This window comes from Nocardia xishanensis NBRC 101358 (assembly GCF_001613365.1).
GTDB lineage: Bacteria > Actinomycetota > Actinomycetes > Mycobacteriales > Mycobacteriaceae > Nocardia > Nocardia xishanensis.
This window is the reverse complement of the sequence record NZ_BDCF01000009.1, coordinates 38790-56480: the sequence shown is the minus strand read 5'-3', so window position 1 is coordinate 56480 and position 17691 is coordinate 38790. Positions and strand designations below refer to the sequence as shown.

Genomic DNA, 17691 nt, shown 5'->3' with positions numbered 1-17691 from the left:
CTCACGTGCGAATCGCGATCTATCTCGCGGAAAGAACTTCGGACGTCAGCAATTCAGCGATGCCGTCCACGTGGTCGTTCAGGTAGAAATGTCCGCCGTCGAAAAGGCTGACGACGATGTCCTGCTCGCTGTGCGCCGCCCACTCCTGCAGGTGCCGCGCGGTAACGTGCTCGTCGTCGGAACCGCCCATGACGTGCAGCCTGGCGCGCAACTTGACCTCGGGGCCGCACACGTAGCGGTCGAAGGCGGCGTAGTCCGCCTTGAGCGCGGGCAGCGTCATACGCATGATCTCGCGGCTGGCGAGCACGTCCGCGCCGGTGCCGTTGAGCGCGGCGAGGTGATCGAGCAGCTGCTCGTCCTCGGTCGGATGCTGCGGCATATCAACGACGCGGAACGGCGCGACCGCGCCCGAGGCGCCGAACAGACCGACCTCGACGCCTGCCGCCTCGGCCTGGCGGACGAATTCGAAGCCGACCATCGAGCCCATGCTGTGTCCGAAGACCGTGACTGGGCCGCCGCGGTGGTATTCCGACTCCAGGAACGCAGCGAGCGCACCGGCCGCAACCTCGGGCAGGGTCTCCGGCATCGGCTCGGCGGCCCGGTCCTGACGGCCGGGGTACTGGAAGACGACGACGTCGAAATTCTCGCTGAGCGCCTTGGAGAAGGTGCGGTAGGCGGAGGCGCCGCTACCTGCGTGCGGGAACATCAGCAATGTCGGGCTCGGGTCAGAGCTCGGCTTGTGGAACTTGCGAATCCACCCAAGGGTTTTCGACATTACACGGCTCCTGCATCACGGTATCGCTGCGCCAGGCGCCCGGCGGCGCCGTCGATCTGGCGACGGCCGGGCAACACTGACTCAGCGACGTTAGCATAGGGTAACCTTACCGATGTAAGCCTAGGGTAACCTTACGGCGCACTGTTCCCTAGACCACCGAACGGAGCCGCACTCCGATGAACCAGACCGGGTCACCGTATGTCCTTGCGCGCGAGTTGACCGACGTCCCGGACGAGGTGCGAAGCGGTCCAGCGCCGGTGACGCCGAGCTTCGCGGCGCCGTTCAGCTTTCGCCCCGCCGACCCGGACAGCGACGATCCGGAAATGCTCGCCGAATGGATGAGCAGGCCGCATCTGCTCGAAACCTGGGAACAGGCGTGGCCCGCCGAGCGTCGCCGTGCCGATTGGCAAGCACAGCTGGCGGGAACGTACTCCAGGCCATACATTCTCGGCTTCGACTTCAGTGCCATCGAGCGTCCCGAACTCGGCCACCGCGACGTGGCGTACATCGAGCTGTACCGCCCGGCGAAGGACGAGATCGCGCGGTTCTACGAAGCCGAACCGCACGACATGGGCATTCATATCGCGACGGCAGACCTGAACGTGGTCGGCCGCGGCGTGATGTCCACCTGGCTCGGCCATCTCCCGACCGCGATCTTCGCGGCAGATCCACTGTGCCGCCGCATCATGGGCGATCCAGATCACCGCAACGTGTCGCTCCATCGAGCCATCCACAAGACCGGCTGGCAGGATCTTGGCGTCTTCGACGTACGGCCGGGTCGGCGCATCACCCTCGTCACCTGGGCTCGCACACCCGAAGACGTGCCCGCGATCCGGCAGTAGCCCGGCTTGCGCCCGGCGAGTCCGACTCGCCCGCCGGGCGACTTTGGTCAGCGGCGCGCCTGCGCGCGCGCCGAGGCCGTAGGCCGCTTTTCCTGGCGCGTCCTAGCCGAACCCAGCACGCGGTCCGAAAGTTCGCCCAGGCAACTGAGATTCGGGAACCCCGGCCCCTGCGCCAGCGCGGCGAGGTTGGGCAGGTACAGCTTCGCGTCGAGACCCGAGACCGCCAGGTCGTAGCCGATGGACGATTCGATCCTGGACTGGGTCAGCTGTCCGCCGACCGCGAGCTCGAGCAGGTCGGCGGCGTTGGCGTCGAACATCTCGAGAAACCACAGCGGCTGCCCGCCGGTCGCGTCGATCACCAGATCGAAGTTGTGCACCTGGTCGGGCCGCATCTCGTTGCGCAGGGTGAGCGCGACACCCTCGCCCTGATCGGCGACCCGCACGACGCGGCCCTGCATGTGGTGCACCCGATTGTCGGCGAGCAGGCTCTCCTGAACTCGCACCGAGAACACGCCGCGGTCGGTGCGGCGGATGACGTCCCTGCGCTCCTCGGTGCTCAGCGAGCCCCACTTGATCGGGTCACTGAAAAGCGAGTTCTCGAAATAACTTTCGCCGCGGGTGTAGATCGTGGCCATCGGCGAGATCACCGAGATGGACAGCATGCCGTGGCGCACCAGTTCGTCCAGCGCGGAGCCCGCGGTCTCGCCGCCGCCGATGACGGCGGCGCGGGAGGAGACCGGGAGCTTACGCTTGCCCGCGAGGTCCCAGAATTCCGAGACGCTGAGCACCTTCGGATGTTTGGCGAGCGCCTTCTCGCTGCGGCCAGGACCGGTGATCATCAGTGCGTCGGCGTCGATTTCGGTGGGCATGCCGTCGGCATCGACCGCGGTGATCAGCCACCCGTCGGCCGCCGCGGCGATGGACCGCACGGTGCCGAGGATGAGCTCGAAATCGGTTCGCGCCGCGACCCACTGCAGGTACTTGGCCCAGACATGGTGCTGGGGGCTCGGGCGGCCCCGGTCGATCCACTCGGCGTAAGTGCCCTGGTCGATCAGGAAGGAGGTCCAGCTGAACGCGGTCATGGCCTCGTTGATCGCGCGATTGTGGCCGCGCGCCCAGGTGGAGCGATAAGGGAAGCCCACGTCCTTCTCGGGACTGGTGCCGAGCCGGTGCTGGCCGTCGGTCCAGCCGCCGCTCGGCAGCCAATTGCCGCCCACCGTCTGCGCTTCCACCACGACGACCCGTGGCGCGGGCAGCCCCAGTGTCCGCAGCACGTGCGCCTTGGCGGCGACGGCCATCGCCTTCGGACCCGCGCCGATCACCACAAGTGTTTCCACCGGTTCTCCCACTCTCGCATCGCGCGCATCCGTGTTCGCGCCCACATCGACCGAACCCCCGACTTCATGTTTGCATAGCCTTACCTTACAGTGAACGGCAGTGTCGCTTCCCGCAACGGGGAACACACCGAGAACGATGGGAAGGACCTCATGATCAGCACCCGAAAGAAGCTGGGCGCCGTCGCCTTTGCGGCCGCCGCCCTGGTCGGCGCGTTCGGCACCGTCACCACCACCGCGATCGCCGAGGCCGCGCCGATCACCGTCCCGCTGCGCAAGAGCGTGCCGAGCACCGGCGAACTGCGCGCCAAGATGGCGGTGCTGTTCAACACGGGCGCCCCGCGCGCCGCGCGCGCCGCCGAACTGGAGAACGGCGAGGCGGGCCTGCCCGCCTTCGACACCGCCGCCGCGCTCATCGCCATCGCCCCGCCGAGCTGGCGCTGGGACATCGTTGGCCCGGTGTCGGTCAACGGCAACACCCTGTCCGCGGTGCTGTACACGGAGACCGACGGCTACGAGCCGTGGACCTTCGATATGACCTGGAAGCAGATCGACGGCACCTGGAAGCTGAGCTACGAATCCGTCTGCACCATGGGCAACTTCGTCGGCCAGGGCTGCTGACCGAGTTCACGCACGATTCGGCCCCCGCCGCGGCGGGGGCCGACGTCGTCTCGGCGTACACACCGTCACCGCGACGGAATACGTCACCGACAAATACATTCGGCTCGGCTTCGACGCAGGCGGCCTGCTCGCCGACCATCCGGTCCACCCCACCCAGTGGATCCGCCTCTGGATTCCCGACGCCGAGACCGGCAAGTTGCACCACCGCGGCTACACGCTGGTCGACCTCGATCCCCAAGGCGACAGGTTCGCCATCGAATTCGCCTTGCACGACGGGCCCGCCGCGCGCTGGGCCGCCAGCGCTGCGGTCGGCGACGGCCTGGACGCGACGGCGCTCGGCTCCAGTTTCGAACTCCCCGAAGCGGCTCCGGGCGAATACCTGGTGTTCGGCGACACCGCCTCGCTGCCCGCGATCAACTCGCTGCTCGACGCGATCGGCGATGTGCCCGCGCGAGTCTGGCTGGAATGGCAGTACGAATCCGACCAGAACCTGCCGGTCCGCAACAAGCCGCACCACCAGGTCACCTGGCTGCAACGCGTCGACGACGGCCGGTTGCTGCGCGAACAGGCCCAGTCGATCTCCTGCGCCGCCGACGCTTTCGCGTGGGTCGCCTGCGACGGCCACACCACCCGCTCGATCGTCAAGACGCTCAAGACCTCCCACAACCTGCCCAAGACCGCGATCAAGTCGCAGGCGTACTGGAAGTAGGCGTACCTCCGCCTTCGCTCCAGCCATGCGCGGGCTATCGACGGACTGCGTCCGGCAGCGTGAAATCGTGCGTACTCCGCCTTCGCTACCCCCTTCGGTCATCCTCGCGGACGATCCACTCGCGACCTGCTGCCGACGCGCGATGGTTCAGTCGCCCGGCAGGCTGGTGCTCGAATTCGTTGTCCGAGCGGAAGCGAGGCGGGTATGTCGCCGATCGATGCGGTGATCGCCGTGGCCGCGATCGTGTGCGCGGTAGCGGTGATGTGCACCGCGCGAATCGGGCGTACTCCTGCGCTCGGGCTTCTCGGCGCCGTGGCGCTCGTCGCGGTGGTCCAGTGGCTGCGCGAAGGGTTCTACTGGCAGTTCTTTCCGACGTATCTCCTGCTGATGGCCACCGCGTGGTTCGTGGCGGCCAGACCGAGCGGGCGGGTCGGCGGGATCGCCGCGCGCGTGGGAGTCGGAATGCTCGTCGTCGCAGCCGCTTTCGCGTGGATGCTGCCGCCGGTACCCACGCTGCCCGTGCCGACCGGGCCGTATCCGGTCGGGACCGAAACGTTCCGCTGGGTCGATCCGGACCGGCCGGAAACCGCGACGGACGACCCGGTCGACCATCGCAACGTCATCGCGCAGGCCTGGTATCCGGCGGCCGAACCAACCGGAAGCGGCTCACGCTACCTCGACGGACTCGGCCAACTGCCGGAGCGGGTCAGCCTGATCCCCAGCTTTCTCATGCGCGGCTACGACCGCATCGATACGCACGCCGACTACCGCGCGCCCCTGGCCCGAGACCGCGACCGCTGGCCGGTGGTGCTGTTCTCACCGGGATACGGTGCGCCGCGCGCCTTCTACACCGGGCTGATCACCGAGCTGGCCAGCCGGGGGTTCGTGGTCCTCGCCGTCGATCACCCCTACGAAGCGGCGGTGGTCGAGCTCGCCGACGGACGTCTCGTGACGCCGGAAGACTTCCCGTCCGACGAGGCCGCCGGAGAGCGGTACATGACCGAGCAGCAGGCGATTCGGGCAGGCGATCTGCGGTTCGTCCTCGATCAGCTGGAACGGCCGGGCGCACTCGGCCCTCGCCTCTCCGGCCATCTCGACACCGAGCACATCGCCGCCATCGGACATTCGTTCGGCGGTGCGAGCGCCGTGGCCGCGGCCGCCGACGACGACCGCATCCGCGCGTCCGCGAACATCGACGGAACCATGTACGGCGATCTTCCCAATCGCACGCTGCACCAACCCTTTCTTCTGCTGGAGAGCGAACACGACGAGACAGGACACTCCGTGCAGTTCCTGGAGCGCAACGCCGCGCTGCTGGGCAGGCTCGCCGCGGGCGGCTTCCGTTTCGAGATCATCGACGCCAACCACTACAGCTTCACCGACGCGCCACTGTTCCTGTCTGGGCCGGGCCGGTTCGTCGCGTCGCAGATGATCGGCGGATCACGCGGACCGGCGCCGACGCAGCGCGCGACCGCGGACATCGTGGCGGCGTTTCTGAGCGAACCGCTGGGCGGGGCGCACGCGGATGTGGTGGCGGCAGCCGGGGTGCACCGTGATATCCGGGGCGGAGCCGTCGGGCGCTGAGCCACGTATTCGCAGTCAGCGGCGGGCTATTCGTTCGGTGTGGCGATGCGCGAGCTACGGTCCAGCCGCGTGCGGCGACCATCGGGCGTACCCCACCGTCGCCGCGATAATGCGCAAGCCGAGCACGGGTACGCGCGCAAGCCTGGATAGGCTAACCTTAGCCGTATGGGACGAGGGGCTAACGGCGTCATGTTGAAGATGTGGCGCGCCGACGACTACCGACTGCGCGTGACGTCGACCGAGGCGATCACCGACAAATTCCAGCGGATCGGGTTCACCGCGGGCGGTTTGCTGACCGACCACCCGGTGCATCCGACGCAGTTCATCCGGCTGTGGATCCCGGACGCGGAGACCGACAAGCTGCACCACCGCGCTTACACGACCGTCGATCAGGATCCCGCGAACGATCACTTCCACATCGAGTTCGCGGTGCACAGCGGCCCGGCCAGCCAGTGGGCGCAGCGGGCGAAGGTCGGCGACGAGATCGAGGCGTCGGTGCTCGGGTCGAAGTTCGAGCTGCCCGCGACGACGCCGAGCGAATACCTGGTGTTCGGCGACACCGCCTCGCTGCCGGCGATCAACTCGCTGCTCGACGCGATCGGCGACGCGCCCGCCCGAGTCTGGCTGGAATGGCAATACGAATCCGACCAGACGCTGCCGGTCCGCAACAAGCCGCACCACCAGGTCACCTGGCTACAGCGCGTCGACGACGGCCGCCTACTGCGCGAACAGGCCCAATCGATCTCCTGCGCCGCCAACGCTTTCGCGTGGGTCGCCTGCGACGGCCACACCACCCGCTCGATCGTCAAGACGCTCAAGCAGACCCACGATCTGCCGAAGTCACAGCTGAAGTACCAGGCGTACTGGAAGTAAGCGTTCCTCGCATACGCCGCGGCTCCGACCGGGGCTAGGGCGGACGCAGCGCCACCTGCGCGTACCTCCGAATACGCCTGCCGTGCGCGAACCGAGGATGGAAGCCGAACGGGCCGCCGTGGATTACTCCGCGGCGGCCCGTTCTCGTTGTCGCCGAGTCAGACTGCGGCCGGTTCCAGCCGCCAGCCCGACGCGCGGCTGCGCTCGTTCCAGAAGTCGGCGTAGCGACCGCCCTGCGCCAGCAGCTCCGCGTGCGTGCCACGTTCCACGATGCGACCTCCGTCGACGAACAGGATCTGGTCCGCGTGCGCGATGGTGGCCAGGCGGTCGCCACCACGATGACGGTCTTGGCAGGCGAACGCGCAGGTTGCGGGCGGGAGGCCCGGCTTACCGTCGTCCGACGCCGCGTCGAAAGTTGCTTGGTTTCGCCCATTACCGATTGCCACGCCGATCCGGGGAACTCTCCGCGCCCCAGGCCCATCGCGCGATGCAGATCCATCTCTGCAATGCTCCGTCGAACTGTGCCGGGTGCGCCGCCGAGCGCGGCAGACGCTGGTCGGGGCGCGGCGCATGGTGCTCGACGAACGCGCCGAGCCCTGATCGCGCGGTATTCGGACACATCCGCGCCGACCGGAATCGGTGTCCGCTCGGCGGCGTTGACCAGAGCATGACTACAACGGCATCCGATCGCCCCGCCGCGCCCGTCGTCGACACCGGCACCGAATTCGGTGCCAAGGTCGCCGAACGTCTCGGCCGCGAGGGCGTCCTCTGGCTCACCACCGTCGGCCCCTCCGGGACGCCGCAGCCGAACCCCGTGTGGTTCCAGTGGCGCGACGGTGAGTTCCTGCTGTTCAGCCAGCCGAACAAGTCCAAGCTGCGCAATATCGCCCACAACCCGCGCGTTTCGCTGAACCTCAACAGCAACGAACACGGCGGTGACGTGGTGGTGTTGACGGGGACGGCTCGGATCGTCGAGGAAAGGCCGTCCGACGACGAAATCGCCTCGTACACGGCGAAATACACCAACGGTCTGGCGGACATCAACATGTCGGCGGACGAGTTCTACGCGGAATACTCTGTGCCCATTCGGATTACGCCGGACCGGTTGCGCGGCTTCTGATTCGGTCGGGAGCATCGAGCCGTTGCGGGCGGCAAGCAATCGGGGCCCATCTCACGGGTGCCAGGCGCTCGCAGAAGAGCCCGGCGCTCGCCGACAGGCGCGATACTCGCCCACCCGTTTCGGCGCCCACCCGTTTCGGCGCCCACCCGTTTCGGCGCCCACCCGTTTCGGCGCCCACCCGTTTCGGCGCCCACCCGTTTCGGCGCCCGACTGCCGCGATGCGGCGTCGCGAGAACTCCTGCCTCCCGAGTTCAGCCGGTTGACCTGGGGCGATTAGAGTCGTCAGCGATGAGAAGAAGGCAGCAGCCGCCGCTGCCCAAGCGGTACGGCTTGGATCCGGCCCGGCTGAGACTGCCGGAAGCGGGCGAGTGGGCGACGATTCGCGACCACCTGGTCGAGCGACTTCCCCGGGTCGCGCCGGCACGGATCGATGAACTTTTGCGTGCGGGCGGGATCGTCGATCTCGAAGGGCCCATCGCGCCGGACGCGCCGTACGTCCCCGGCGGGGCGGTGTGGTTCCACCGCGATCTGCCGGACGAGACCGACGTGCCGTTCGAAATGACCGTCGTCCACCGCGACGAGAACCTGCTGGTGGTGGACAAACCGCACTTCCTCGCCACCATTCCGCGCGGGCAGCACATCCGGCAGACCGCGCTGGTCCGGCTGCGTGAGGAATTGGATCTGCCCGAGCTGGTGCCCGCGCACCGACTCGATCGGGTGACCGCCGGACTGCTGCTGTTCATCGTCGATCCGGCCCGGCGCGGGGCGTATCAGACCATGTTCCACAAGCGCGCGGTGCGCAAAGAGTACGAGGCGATCGCCCCATATCGGGCCGACCTGGACCTGCCGCGGACGGTGCGCAGCCGCATAGTCAAGGAGAAGCAGGTGCTCGCCGCCCAGGAAGTCGAGGGCGAACCCAACGCGGAAACCGTCGTCGAGCTGCTCGAGCACCGCGACGGGCTCGGCCGCTATCGGCTGCGACCGCTGACCGGCCGGACTCACCAGCTGCGCCTGCACATGAACGGTCTCGGCGTGCCGATCCTCGGCGACGACTTCTATCCGATCCTCACCGACAAGCCGGTGCACGATTTCACCCGGCCGCTGCAACTGCTGGCCGCCTCGCTCGAGTTCACCGATCCGGTCACCGGCGAGCCGCGCCGATTCGAGACGACGAGGACCCTTCAGGCGTGGACCGACCACGCCGCCTGGGCGAGCTGAGGAAAGCGGGCCGACCGGCGGAACAGGGGGTGCCGGCCGGCCCGAGCGCCCGCGATGGTGGCTCCGCCCATCGCGGGCGCGGCTCTCAAGACCCCATCCAGGCCAAGGGTCCGGCGCCGCAGGTGGCGCTGCCGGTGAGGGTGGGCTCGGCCACGTTCACCTTGATCTCGTAGGCCAAGCCTTGCAGCGCGGCCAGGGTGTGGGTGCCCGACTTCTTCGGCTTCCACTGGACGGTCGCGACGCCGTTCACGGGCTTCACCGGGCTGCCCGGGATGACCAACGCGTTGTCGTAGAACCAGACCTCGAACCAGTGGTTCACCTTCGCGGTGAGCTGATAGGTGCAGCCCGCCTGGGGGCTGCCCGTCGAGACGCTGAGGTCGTCGACCGTCGCGGACGCGTAGGGCGCGGTCAGTACCACCGCGCAACCCGCCGCGGCCAGCGTCGTCATGGCGACGCCGAGCCGACGACCGATCCGCATCTGGGTTCTAGTCATTCGGAAACTCCTCTTCGAGACGCACACGGGTGCGAATGTGCGGACTGTATCGACCGTCCAGTTCCCTACGGGCGAGTTTGGCGAAAAAACTGAAACATGTTTCATTCAGATTGACCACAGGTTAGCCTCCCGCGAAGGCGCCGACTGCGAAACCGACACTGTGATCAGGCGCTCAGGGCGAACCACGCGGCCCGGACCCTAGACTGGGCCGGGTGCGTCAAACGGACCTCGAGGAAGCGGCCCCGGCCCGCGGCAAACTGCATGCCTATATCGATGTAGCGGTCGTGATCGTCGTCCTCGCGGGCACCAATCTGATCGCGCACTTCACCACCGCGTGGGCCAGCATCGTCACCGTCCCCATCGCCGCGATCGTCCTGCTCGTCATGGTTCGCAGGCGCGGACTCGGCTGGGCCGAACTCGGCCTCTCCCCGAGGCACTGGCGGCGCGGATCGCTCTACGCACTGGCCGCCGTCGGCATCGTGCTCACGGCCGTGGCCATCGGCGCATTGCTGCCGGCGACGCGCCCGTTCTTCCTCGCCGACCGATACGCCACCATCTCCGGCGCGCTCATCGCGTCGATGATCGTCATCCCATTGCAGACCGTCATCCCCGAGGAACTCGCTTTCCGCGGCGTGCTGCACGGAACCCTGGATCGCGTCTACGGCGCACGCGGCGTCTTCGCGACGGGGTCACTGCTCTTCGGCCTCTGGCACATCGCCTCGTCCTTCGGCCTGACGACCAGCAACCGCGGTCTCACCGGGTTCCTCGGTGGCGGCCTGGCGGGACAGATCGCCGGCATCCTGCTCGCGGTCGCCGCGACCGCCGCCGCGGGCGTCGTCTTCACCTGGCTGCGCCGCCGCAGCGGCAGCCTCCTCGCCCCCATCGCCCTGCACTGGTCGGTGAACGGCGCGGGCGCGCTCGCCGCCGCCCTCGTCTGGCACACGACGCTCGCCTAGCGATCGTCCGCGACGCTTGGCGCGTCAAGCATCCTTCCCAGTCCCCGGCCGCGGTTCTAAGTTCGAGTAGTGCCCCTCGGACATCTCGGCATCAACGTCACGGACCTCGCCTCGGCGCGCGCGTACTACGACGAACTGATGCCGCTCGTCGGCTACGAGCCATTCCTGCTGGACGACACCGAGTTCGCTTACCGGCCCGCCGGCGGCAAAGTCGGAACCTATCTGTTCTTCTATCCGGCCGAACAGCCGGGATATTCGCGTGCGAAACCGGGACTGCAACACCTCGCCTTCATAGCGCGCACGCGCGGCGACGTCGACGCGGTGCATTCGTGGGCAGCCACGCGCGGCGACGAGATAGTCCATCCGCCACGTGAATTCCCGGAGTATCCGCCGCCCTATTACGCGACCTTCTGGATTGGCTACGACGGCGTGCTGCTGGAAACCGTGTGTCATAAGGACGTTTGACCTTCGCCCGAACGGCCCGCACTACCTGGGCCGACGAGGGGCGCCATCGAGCACCGCCGCCGTTCGCATTGACCCTGGCGTGCCGTCGGTTTAGTCTCATCGCGTTCACACATATGTTCGAGCACACTTGTCGACGCCGAGCAATCGGCCCGATATCGGCTCCAGGGAAGGCTCGCGATGCCCGACGAACCCTCGACCGGCAATTCCGAGATAGCGGCACTGGCACAACGGGTCGCGACGGCGCGCGGGAAACTGCCGTTGCAGCACGACACCGCATTGGTCGAGGTGCTTTCCGAGGCAGAGATCGCCGCGGAACGCGAACTCGCGGAATGGATCCGGGCCCAGCGGCGCGGTCAGCGGCGGCGCGCCGTCGAGGACGAGCTGGCCGCCGAGAAGCTCGACCGGCGCACCACGGCCGCCCTCCGCCGCGCCGAGGAAGCCGACGCGCGCTGGCACCGCCGAGCGCTGGCGGCCCGGCGCCGCGTCGCCAACCAGGACGCGCGGCTGGCCCAGCTCTACCGTCGCGCCGAATGGTCCTCGCGGGCGCTGATCGGCGTCGTGATTCTCGGCATGGTGTGGGCCGGGGTGAACGTGCAGCACAACCTCGTCCCGAGCGGCGATATGTCGGATCCGCTGTACTGGCTCAGCTACGGCATCGAGGCGATGATCTCGATCCCGATCATCACCATCATGGTGGTCGCGACGACCGCGGCCCGCTGGGGCCGGGAACTCCCGCGCGGCAAGGTGATCCTCTTCGAGGCGGCCCTGCTCGGCACCACCATCGCGCTGAACACCGGACCGCACTTGACCGCGGGCGATCTCGGGCGAGCGGCCGAATACGCGATCGCGCCCGCGATGGTCGGCGTGGTGATCTGGTTGCACGCGTGGGTCGCGGCGCGGTACGCGCAGCTCATCGACAGTGTGCCGATCGTCGACGACACCGCGGTGCCGAAGTTGCGCGGGGCGTACACGGACACGAGGCAGTGGGACACCGCCGGACTGGTGGTGGATTCGGCCGATGGACCGAGCGCGATCGCGGCGTCGGACACCCAAGCCACTTCCGGATCCCGGACGAGCGACGCAGAATCGCGACCGATCGAGAAAACTCAGCCAACTTCTGTGGCGTCCTCCGGCGCGTACAAGCAGCCGCTCGGCGGTTCCGCCGCCGAAGCCACTTCCGCAGGAAGTTCCACTTCTGCGGACGCTTCCGCTTCCGAGGAAAGCACCTCCACCTCCGAGCACACCTCCGCTTCCGAAGACGCAAGCACTTCCACTTCCGAAGACACAGCCGCTTCCACCGACGACGAATCCGGACCGGACGCGGCTACGGCTCGAGGCTCGATGGCCGGACTGTCGTACTTGGTTCCGCTCTCGTTGCTCACCGGCGGGCTCGCCGAGGAGGACGACGCCCCGCGGACGCCGCGACGCAACGGATCGTCCAACGGCCGCTCGGCCCAAACGCCCAACGACACCGCCGCCCAGCCGGTTCACATCGCGCAGACCAGGCTCCGGCCGGTCAACGGCAACGGCCGCACGACGCCGTCCATGTGGGCGGGATCCCATGCTTTGCAGACGATTTCGTATCCGCAATCCGAGGAAGCCGAAGCGTCGGAACCCGTGAACACCACGGGTGCCGTCGATTTCGCCGAGTTTCAGGCGATCCGCGGCGGCAAGCCGACGGCTGCGCCCGACCAGCAAGCAGCGCAGGCAGAAGACGAGCCCGCCGTCGATGCCACCGGCTTCGAATCGGCGCGGAGCCGAACAGTCCAGCGGGACAACGGCTCCGATGCGAACGACGCACCGCGCGAGCGCACCGAGGCAACCGCCGAACAGCTCACCTTGGAGCCCGAACCGGAACCGCAGCGTCCGCGCAGCACCGAGATCGTCCTCGCCACCCAGCGCGCCATCGCCGAGGAGGATGCCGACGACGATCTCGGCCAGGAGCCGGACAGCGCCGAGGACGAGGTCCGTCTGGTCGCGCGGAACATCGCCGAACAGGGCCTGTCCAAGCTGCCGGTCGAGCAGATCGCCGACATCCTCACCCTCGCCGACCAGTCCTGGTCCAGCGCGGGCATCGCCAAGGAAGTGGGTGTTTCCGGCTCCGCCGTCGCCCGCGTCATCGACTCCGCGCACAAGGTCCGCCGCCCGTACGCGACCAGCAACTGAATCGTCAGAAGGTCGACTTCCGAATTCCGGTCGAACCGCGCGACCATCGCGAATGGCTCGATCAGCTCCGCTGCGGTTTCGAAGCCCTCGGCTGTGCCGCTTCCATCCGTAACTTGCGATCACCGTCCGACGCGCAACCGGATTTACCGAATGCCGAAAGGGCTGTTCGTCGAACAACTTTCGACGAACAGCCCTTCGAATCATGTTTCAGCTCTGCCGGTTCCCAGCGGTAAATCGATCAGGAACAGCTTCCACTTACGTGGCGTCGACGGACGTCATGTACTACGCGACAGGCACGTAATCCACTTCGCCGACACCACTTTCGGCTGACTTCGGAGCGCGATCACCGTGCCCCGGCCACCAAGCGCGATGGCCGAGGAGGGCGGTGATCGCCGGGGTGAAGAACATCGCCATGACGAAGGCGGCGATGCCGATTCCGACCGAGATCGCGAAGCCCATCTGGGAAAGCACGCTGTTGCCCGCCAGCATCATCGACGCGAAGGTGCCCGCGAGGATCACACCCGCAGCGGCGACCGTCGGCCCGGTGTGCCGGACGCTCAGCGCAGCCGCCTCGCGCGGGTCGCGACCTTCCCTGGTCTCCTCCCGCAACCGGGCGATCATCAGGATGTTGTAGTCGGTGCCGAGCGCGACGACGAACAGGTACATGATCACCGGCAGCGTGAAGATCAGGCCGGAATCGCCCTGGATGTGCTGGAAGACCAGCACCGTCGCACCGAGGGTCGCGGCGAAGCCTAGAAAGACCGAGGCCATCAGGTACCAGGGCGCGACCAGGCTGCGCAGCAGCAGGGCGAGCACGAGCATGATCAGGACGGCCGCCACCGGGAAGACGATCGAGTAGTCGCGGTTCATCGCGTCCTGGAAGTCCACGAACACCGCGGTGATGCCGCCGACCGCCGCCGTCGAGCCCGCGGGCGCCGCGTCGTGCGCCGCCGCGCGCAACGGTCCGCGGACCGTGTCGAGCGCCGCGTCGGATTCCGGCGCGTCGGCGAGGGTCACCTGGAAGTTCGCGATCGTCCCGTCGGCCGAAACCATCGGTTCGCCGACCGCCCCGACGCCGGGCACCCGGGCCAGCGCCCCGCGGTATCCCTGCAACTCATCGGGCGTCAACGGCCCATCCGGCGCGTGCAGCAGCACGTCCGACGGCTGGGTCGCGCCCGCGGGCATGCCCTTCAGCAATTCCTTGTTGTAGACAACGGATTCGGACGCGTCGGAGGTCGAGCCCGAGCCGAGGTCGAAGGTGGGGTTGAACCCGATGGCGAAAACGCTCAACGCCACCAGCACACCGCCGGAGACGACGGCGAACAGACCGGGCCGCCGCCCCATCGCCGCGCCGACCGCGGTGAACCGCGCGCCCTTCGGCTCCACCCGCCACGCCTTGGACGGCCAGAACACCTTGGTCCCGAGCAGCGAGACGATCGCGGGCACCAGGGTGAGACCGGCCACCAGCGCCACCGCGACCGCGATCGCCAGCGCGGGGCCGAGCGCGCGGAACATGCCGAGACTGGAGAGCGTCAGCGCCGTGAAGGCGATGATCACCGCACCCGCCGCCGAGGTGATGGCCTCGCCGACCCGGGTGACGGCGCTGACCATCGCGGTCTTGGCATCCTCACCCGCGCGCAGCCGTTCCCGGTAACGGAACATCAGGAACAGGATGTAGTCGGTGCCGACGCCGAACAGAACGACCACCAGGATGGAGTTGACCGAGGCGTCCATCTCCAGGTCGAAAGCCTTGGCCGCCACGGCGATCAGGCTGCCGACCATGCTGGAGACGCCGCCGATCACGAGCACGGGAAGCAGCGCGATCACCGGACTGCGGAAGATGATCAGGAGCAACGCCAGGATCAGCACGATGGTCGCCGCGCCGACGATGGCCAGGCCTCGCTCGCCGGACTCGGCCTGATCGAGCGTCTGTGCGGCGGCTCCGGTGATGCCCGCCTTCAGATCGGTGTCGCGCACCTGCTCTTTCAGGTTGTCGCGCAGGCTCTTCACCGCGTCGCCCTGAGTCTTGTCAGAGGCGCTGGTGACCTTGGTCATCTGCACCGCGATGACCTGGATCAGCCGATTCTCCGAGGGCGGCGTCGCCTGAATTCCGGAGACGCCCTTGATGTTCTTCCCACCGAGTGCCTTCGCCGCGGCGGCTACGGCGGCCGAGTCGTTCTCGGTGAGCGCGGCGCCGTCCTCGCGGGCGAAGACGATCAACGCTGCGGGCGGCGAATTCTGCGGAAAGGCCTTCTCCTGCAACTCCATCGCCTTGATCGACTCGTAATGCGAAGGCAGGAAGCGGGATTGGTCGGTGGTCGAGGTGAATTCCGGGGCGGAAGCCACCACCGCGATGGCGGCGAGCAGCCACACGCCGATCACCTTCCACGGATGGTGGACGACGAGACGCCCGAGTCGGCCGAACATGGAAATCCTTTCGCAGGCCGGATCGGCTCAGTTGTCGAGGTCTTGGGAAGGGCCGAGCTGCTGATCGTTGGTCACGAGGTCCCTCTTTTCATTCATGAATGCGCATAAAGACATGCGTCAGCTAGCGGCGGGCCCCTCATTCGGTCCGTCGTAGCCGGGCGTTGTGCGGTTGTGGATGACGTTGTGCGTGTTCATTCGTCCGCACTCGGTCTCGACACACTATAAGTAGATGTATACGTATAGCGCAAGACCGGCGTAGTCAGCCCCGATACACGAGCGAGCGGAGTGCAACGGTGGCTAACCGGTGGCGGCTAGGTCAGCCGTGCGCGGTGCAGAAGGTATGCGGTGAGCGGCTCGTAGAGGTGGGGACTGAGACCGTCGTCGAGTGGGACGGTGACCGCGATCTTGCCTTCGTCGAGACCGGCGAAGAGCGCGGGATCGTTGGAATCCGCGAAGCCGACGGTTTCGATACCCGCTTCCCCCGCCGCGCCTGCCCAGCCGTGATCGGCGACGACCAGGTGCGGGAGTTCGCCGTCGAGGCTCGCGAGCACGGCACGCATCGGCTCCGGATCGTGCGTGTGCCGCCACCGCCCGTCGGTGCCGACCAGCGCGGCGACGCCAGAGGCATAAGCGATTTCGCGGTACGGTGCGGACTCCCAGAGCCGGGATGCGTACGACCAGCCCGCCGCGGGCGTTACCACGGTGCATCCGGCGGCGCGCAGCGCATCCTCGATCGCGCGGTATACGTGGAGCAAAGTATCCGGATGTCCGGTGGCCAGCAGTACCGTCGCGCGCTCGGCCGCCGCGGCGCCGATGCGCTCCCCCATCGCGTCGAGCGCGTCTAGCGTGCGATCCGGATCGATGGTGTCGACGCCGTGGGTATGTTCCGGATTCGGATCGACGCCGCACAGCCGCGCCATCATCGCCAACGTCTCGTCGAACGACCAATCCCGCAGCCGCAAACCGAACTGATACCGCGGATCCTTGGCCACCATCCGCCGGTAATGCCGCAGATTCCCCTCCCGCGGCGTCGCCACTTCCCCGGCGATTCCGCTACGTACCAGCTGCTCCCGCAGTTTCGCCCGCGACACCGACTCCGATCCCATCGCACCCCTCCGAACTGGCTCGGCCGCCCGTCCGGCGCGGTCCGGCATCCGCCTGCCGAATATCGCCGCTCGACGCAACGGCCGATCACCGAGTACGTTACCCGCGACGATCCATCTTCAGGAGGGTTGCATTCGCGCGCTGTCATTCAACCGGTGAACCCGCCCGTCCCAGAGGTGCACAGCGCTAGTTCGCGTTCGCTACCAGCTCACCGTGCTCCAAGTAGCGCGTGCGCCCGGCACTTTTGGCGACGTGCGCATGGAGTATGCGACGAGCCAGCCGTGGAACGACGTGGTCGTCGAGCACATCGAGCCCGACCCAGCGCCATTCGTCCAACTCCTCGGCCTGAAGCTCGATCGCCTTTTCATCGACGCCCAACTTCCCGCCGTCGAACACGTACAGGATCTTGTCGCCTTCTCCCGGGTACGGAGCCCAATCGTGGACAAGCAACCGACCGGGAACCCAATCGATCCCCAACTCTTCACGCACCTCTCGACGGCACGCCGCCGCGGGCGACTCCCCGTCCCCGACGAACCCACCCGGCAGATCCCACCCATCGCCATAGGTCTTGTGCACCAGGAATATTCGCTCACCGCGCACGAACAGCGCGCCTGCCGCAAGTCGCGGGCGCGCCAGCCCGTCCTCGAATTGCCTCACCCATTACCCCACTTTTGGCCTCGTCACCCGATCCTGCCGCGGCTACTCTTCCAACGGGTTGCCGAGATCGAAGGTCTCTTCGTCGGTAAGCAGCGGTGCGTCCCACCGACGGTGGCGCAGGATGTCGGCGCGCAGCGCTGCGCGGGTGATATCGCTCTTCGATCGGCCCTCCACGACGGCCTGCGCGTCGAGGGCGGCTTCTTCGGCTTCCGGCAGTCGCATGGTTAATGCCATACCACTGTGTACCAAGTAATAGGCCGACGGCGCACGGCGACCATCTCCCGCATACGGCGAAGGCCCGCTTCCCGAATGGGAAGCGGGCCTTCGAGATTCAAGCCGCGGAGCGG

At 67.6% G+C, this 17691-nt stretch carries 16 protein-coding genes and 2 pseudogenes; 10 read left to right on the top strand and 8 right to left on the bottom strand.

What is annotated here, in order from left to right; all coding sequences use genetic code 11:
- Positions 1–19 precede the first annotated feature (19 nt).
- A complete protein-coding gene (locus tag NX1_RS09855; RefSeq protein WP_068056917.1) occupies positions 20–775 on the bottom strand; it encodes a thioesterase II family protein in 756 nt (251 codons plus the stop codon).
- Positions 776–951: 176 nt separating this feature from the next.
- Here NX1_RS09855 and NX1_RS09850 point away from each other — a divergent pair, with 176 nt between their 5' ends.
- The gene (locus tag NX1_RS09850) at positions 952–1617 is read left to right on the top strand and encodes a GNAT family N-acetyltransferase (protein WP_068056915.1); all 666 of its coding nucleotides are present in this window, start codon (positions 952–954) and stop codon (positions 1615–1617) included.
- Positions 1618–1664: 47 nt separating this feature from the next.
- On the opposite strand, the gene NX1_RS09845 is transcribed toward NX1_RS09850, so the two are convergent.
- Positions 1665–2954 carry a SidA/IucD/PvdA family monooxygenase gene (locus NX1_RS09845; protein WP_068057129.1) on the bottom strand — a complete coding sequence of 430 codons (1290 nt, stop codon included), beginning with the start codon at positions 2952–2954 and terminating at the stop codon, positions 1665–1667.
- A gap of 150 nt (positions 2955–3104) precedes the next feature.
- Here NX1_RS09845 and NX1_RS09840 point away from each other — a divergent pair, with 150 nt between their 5' ends.
- The 4 genes and pseudogenes from NX1_RS09840 (at position 3105) to NX1_RS09825 (ending at position 6738) form a co-directional block, all read left to right on the top strand.
- The gene (locus NX1_RS09840) at positions 3105–3572 is read left to right on the top strand and encodes an MTB12 C-terminal domain-containing protein (RefSeq protein ID WP_068057127.1); all 468 of its coding nucleotides are present in this window, start codon (positions 3105–3107) and stop codon (positions 3570–3572) included.
- 61 nt (positions 3573–3633) lie between these two features.
- Positions 3634–4281: pseudogene (locus NX1_RS09835) on the top strand (siderophore-interacting protein); the annotation flags it as partial.
- Positions 4282–4485: 204 nt separating this feature from the next.
- Positions 4486–5865 carry an alpha/beta hydrolase family protein gene (locus NX1_RS09830; RefSeq protein WP_068056913.1) on the top strand — a complete coding sequence of 460 codons (1380 nt, stop codon included), beginning with the start codon at positions 4486–4488 and terminating at the stop codon, positions 5863–5865.
- A gap of 165 nt (positions 5866–6030) precedes the next feature.
- Positions 6031–6738, top strand: coding sequence for a siderophore-interacting protein (locus tag NX1_RS09825; RefSeq protein ID WP_068056911.1), 708 nt, complete (start codon positions 6031–6033; stop codon positions 6736–6738).
- A gap of 158 nt (positions 6739–6896) precedes the next feature.
- Here the strand turns inward: NX1_RS09825 and NX1_RS09820 are convergent.
- Positions 6897–7087 (bottom strand): annotated as a pseudogene (locus NX1_RS09820) (ABC transporter ATP-binding protein); the annotation flags it as partial.
- Positions 7088–7405: 318 nt separating this feature from the next.
- Between NX1_RS09820 and NX1_RS09815 the strand changes: the two are divergent.
- Positions 7406–7858 carry a TIGR03667 family PPOX class F420-dependent oxidoreductase gene (locus NX1_RS09815; protein ID WP_068056907.1) on the top strand — a complete coding sequence of 151 codons (453 nt, stop codon included), beginning with the start codon at positions 7406–7408 and terminating at the stop codon, positions 7856–7858.
- 288 nt (positions 7859–8146) lie between these two features.
- Entirely contained in the window at positions 8147–9076 is a 930-nt protein-coding gene (locus NX1_RS09810) for an RluA family pseudouridine synthase (RefSeq protein ID WP_068056906.1), read from the top strand.
- 85 nt (positions 9077–9161) lie between these two features.
- Here NX1_RS09810 and NX1_RS09805 read toward each other — a convergent pair whose 3' ends face one another.
- Complete coding sequence (locus NX1_RS09805; protein WP_068056904.1) at positions 9162–9569, bottom strand: hypothetical protein; 408 nt, start codon at positions 9567–9569, stop codon at positions 9162–9164.
- A 212-nt stretch (positions 9570–9781) separates the two neighbouring features.
- Between NX1_RS09805 and NX1_RS09800 the strand changes: the two genes are divergently transcribed.
- The 3 genes from NX1_RS09800 to NX1_RS09790 all read left to right on the top strand — a co-directional run bounded on the left by NX1_RS09800 (position 9782) and on the right by NX1_RS09790 (position 13156).
- Positions 9782–10525 (top strand): CPBP family intramembrane glutamic endopeptidase, encoded by a 744-nt coding sequence (locus NX1_RS09800; RefSeq protein WP_084501288.1) that lies wholly within the window; start codon positions 9782–9784, stop codon positions 10523–10525.
- 69 nt (positions 10526–10594) lie between these two features.
- Positions 10595–10990, top strand: a complete 396-nt coding sequence (locus tag NX1_RS09795; protein WP_068056900.1) for a VOC family protein — start codon at positions 10595–10597, stop codon at positions 10988–10990.
- Positions 10991–11167: 177 nt separating this feature from the next.
- Positions 11168–13156, top strand: a complete 1989-nt coding sequence (locus tag NX1_RS09790; protein WP_068056847.1) for a hypothetical protein — start codon at positions 11168–11170, stop codon at positions 13154–13156.
- A 282-nt stretch (positions 13157–13438) separates the two neighbouring features.
- On the opposite strand, the gene NX1_RS09785 is transcribed toward NX1_RS09790, so the two are convergent.
- From NX1_RS09785 to NX1_RS09770, 4 genes are all read right to left on the bottom strand, one after another.
- Entirely contained in the window at positions 13439–15583 is a 2145-nt protein-coding gene (locus NX1_RS09785) for an MMPL family transporter (protein ID WP_068056843.1), read from the bottom strand.
- Between the two features lie 311 nt (positions 15584–15894).
- Entirely contained in the window at positions 15895–16689 is a 795-nt protein-coding gene (locus NX1_RS09780; RefSeq protein WP_068056841.1) for a phosphatase, read from the bottom strand.
- Between the two features lie 184 nt (positions 16690–16873).
- Entirely contained in the window at positions 16874–17344 is a 471-nt protein-coding gene (locus NX1_RS09775; RefSeq protein WP_068056839.1) for an NUDIX domain-containing protein, read from the bottom strand.
- A 42-nt stretch (positions 17345–17386) separates the two neighbouring features.
- On the bottom strand, positions 17387–17566 hold the full coding sequence (locus NX1_RS09770; protein WP_068056837.1) for a hypothetical protein: 180 nt from the start codon (positions 17564–17566) through the stop codon (positions 17387–17389).
- Positions 17567–17691 lie beyond the last annotated feature (125 nt).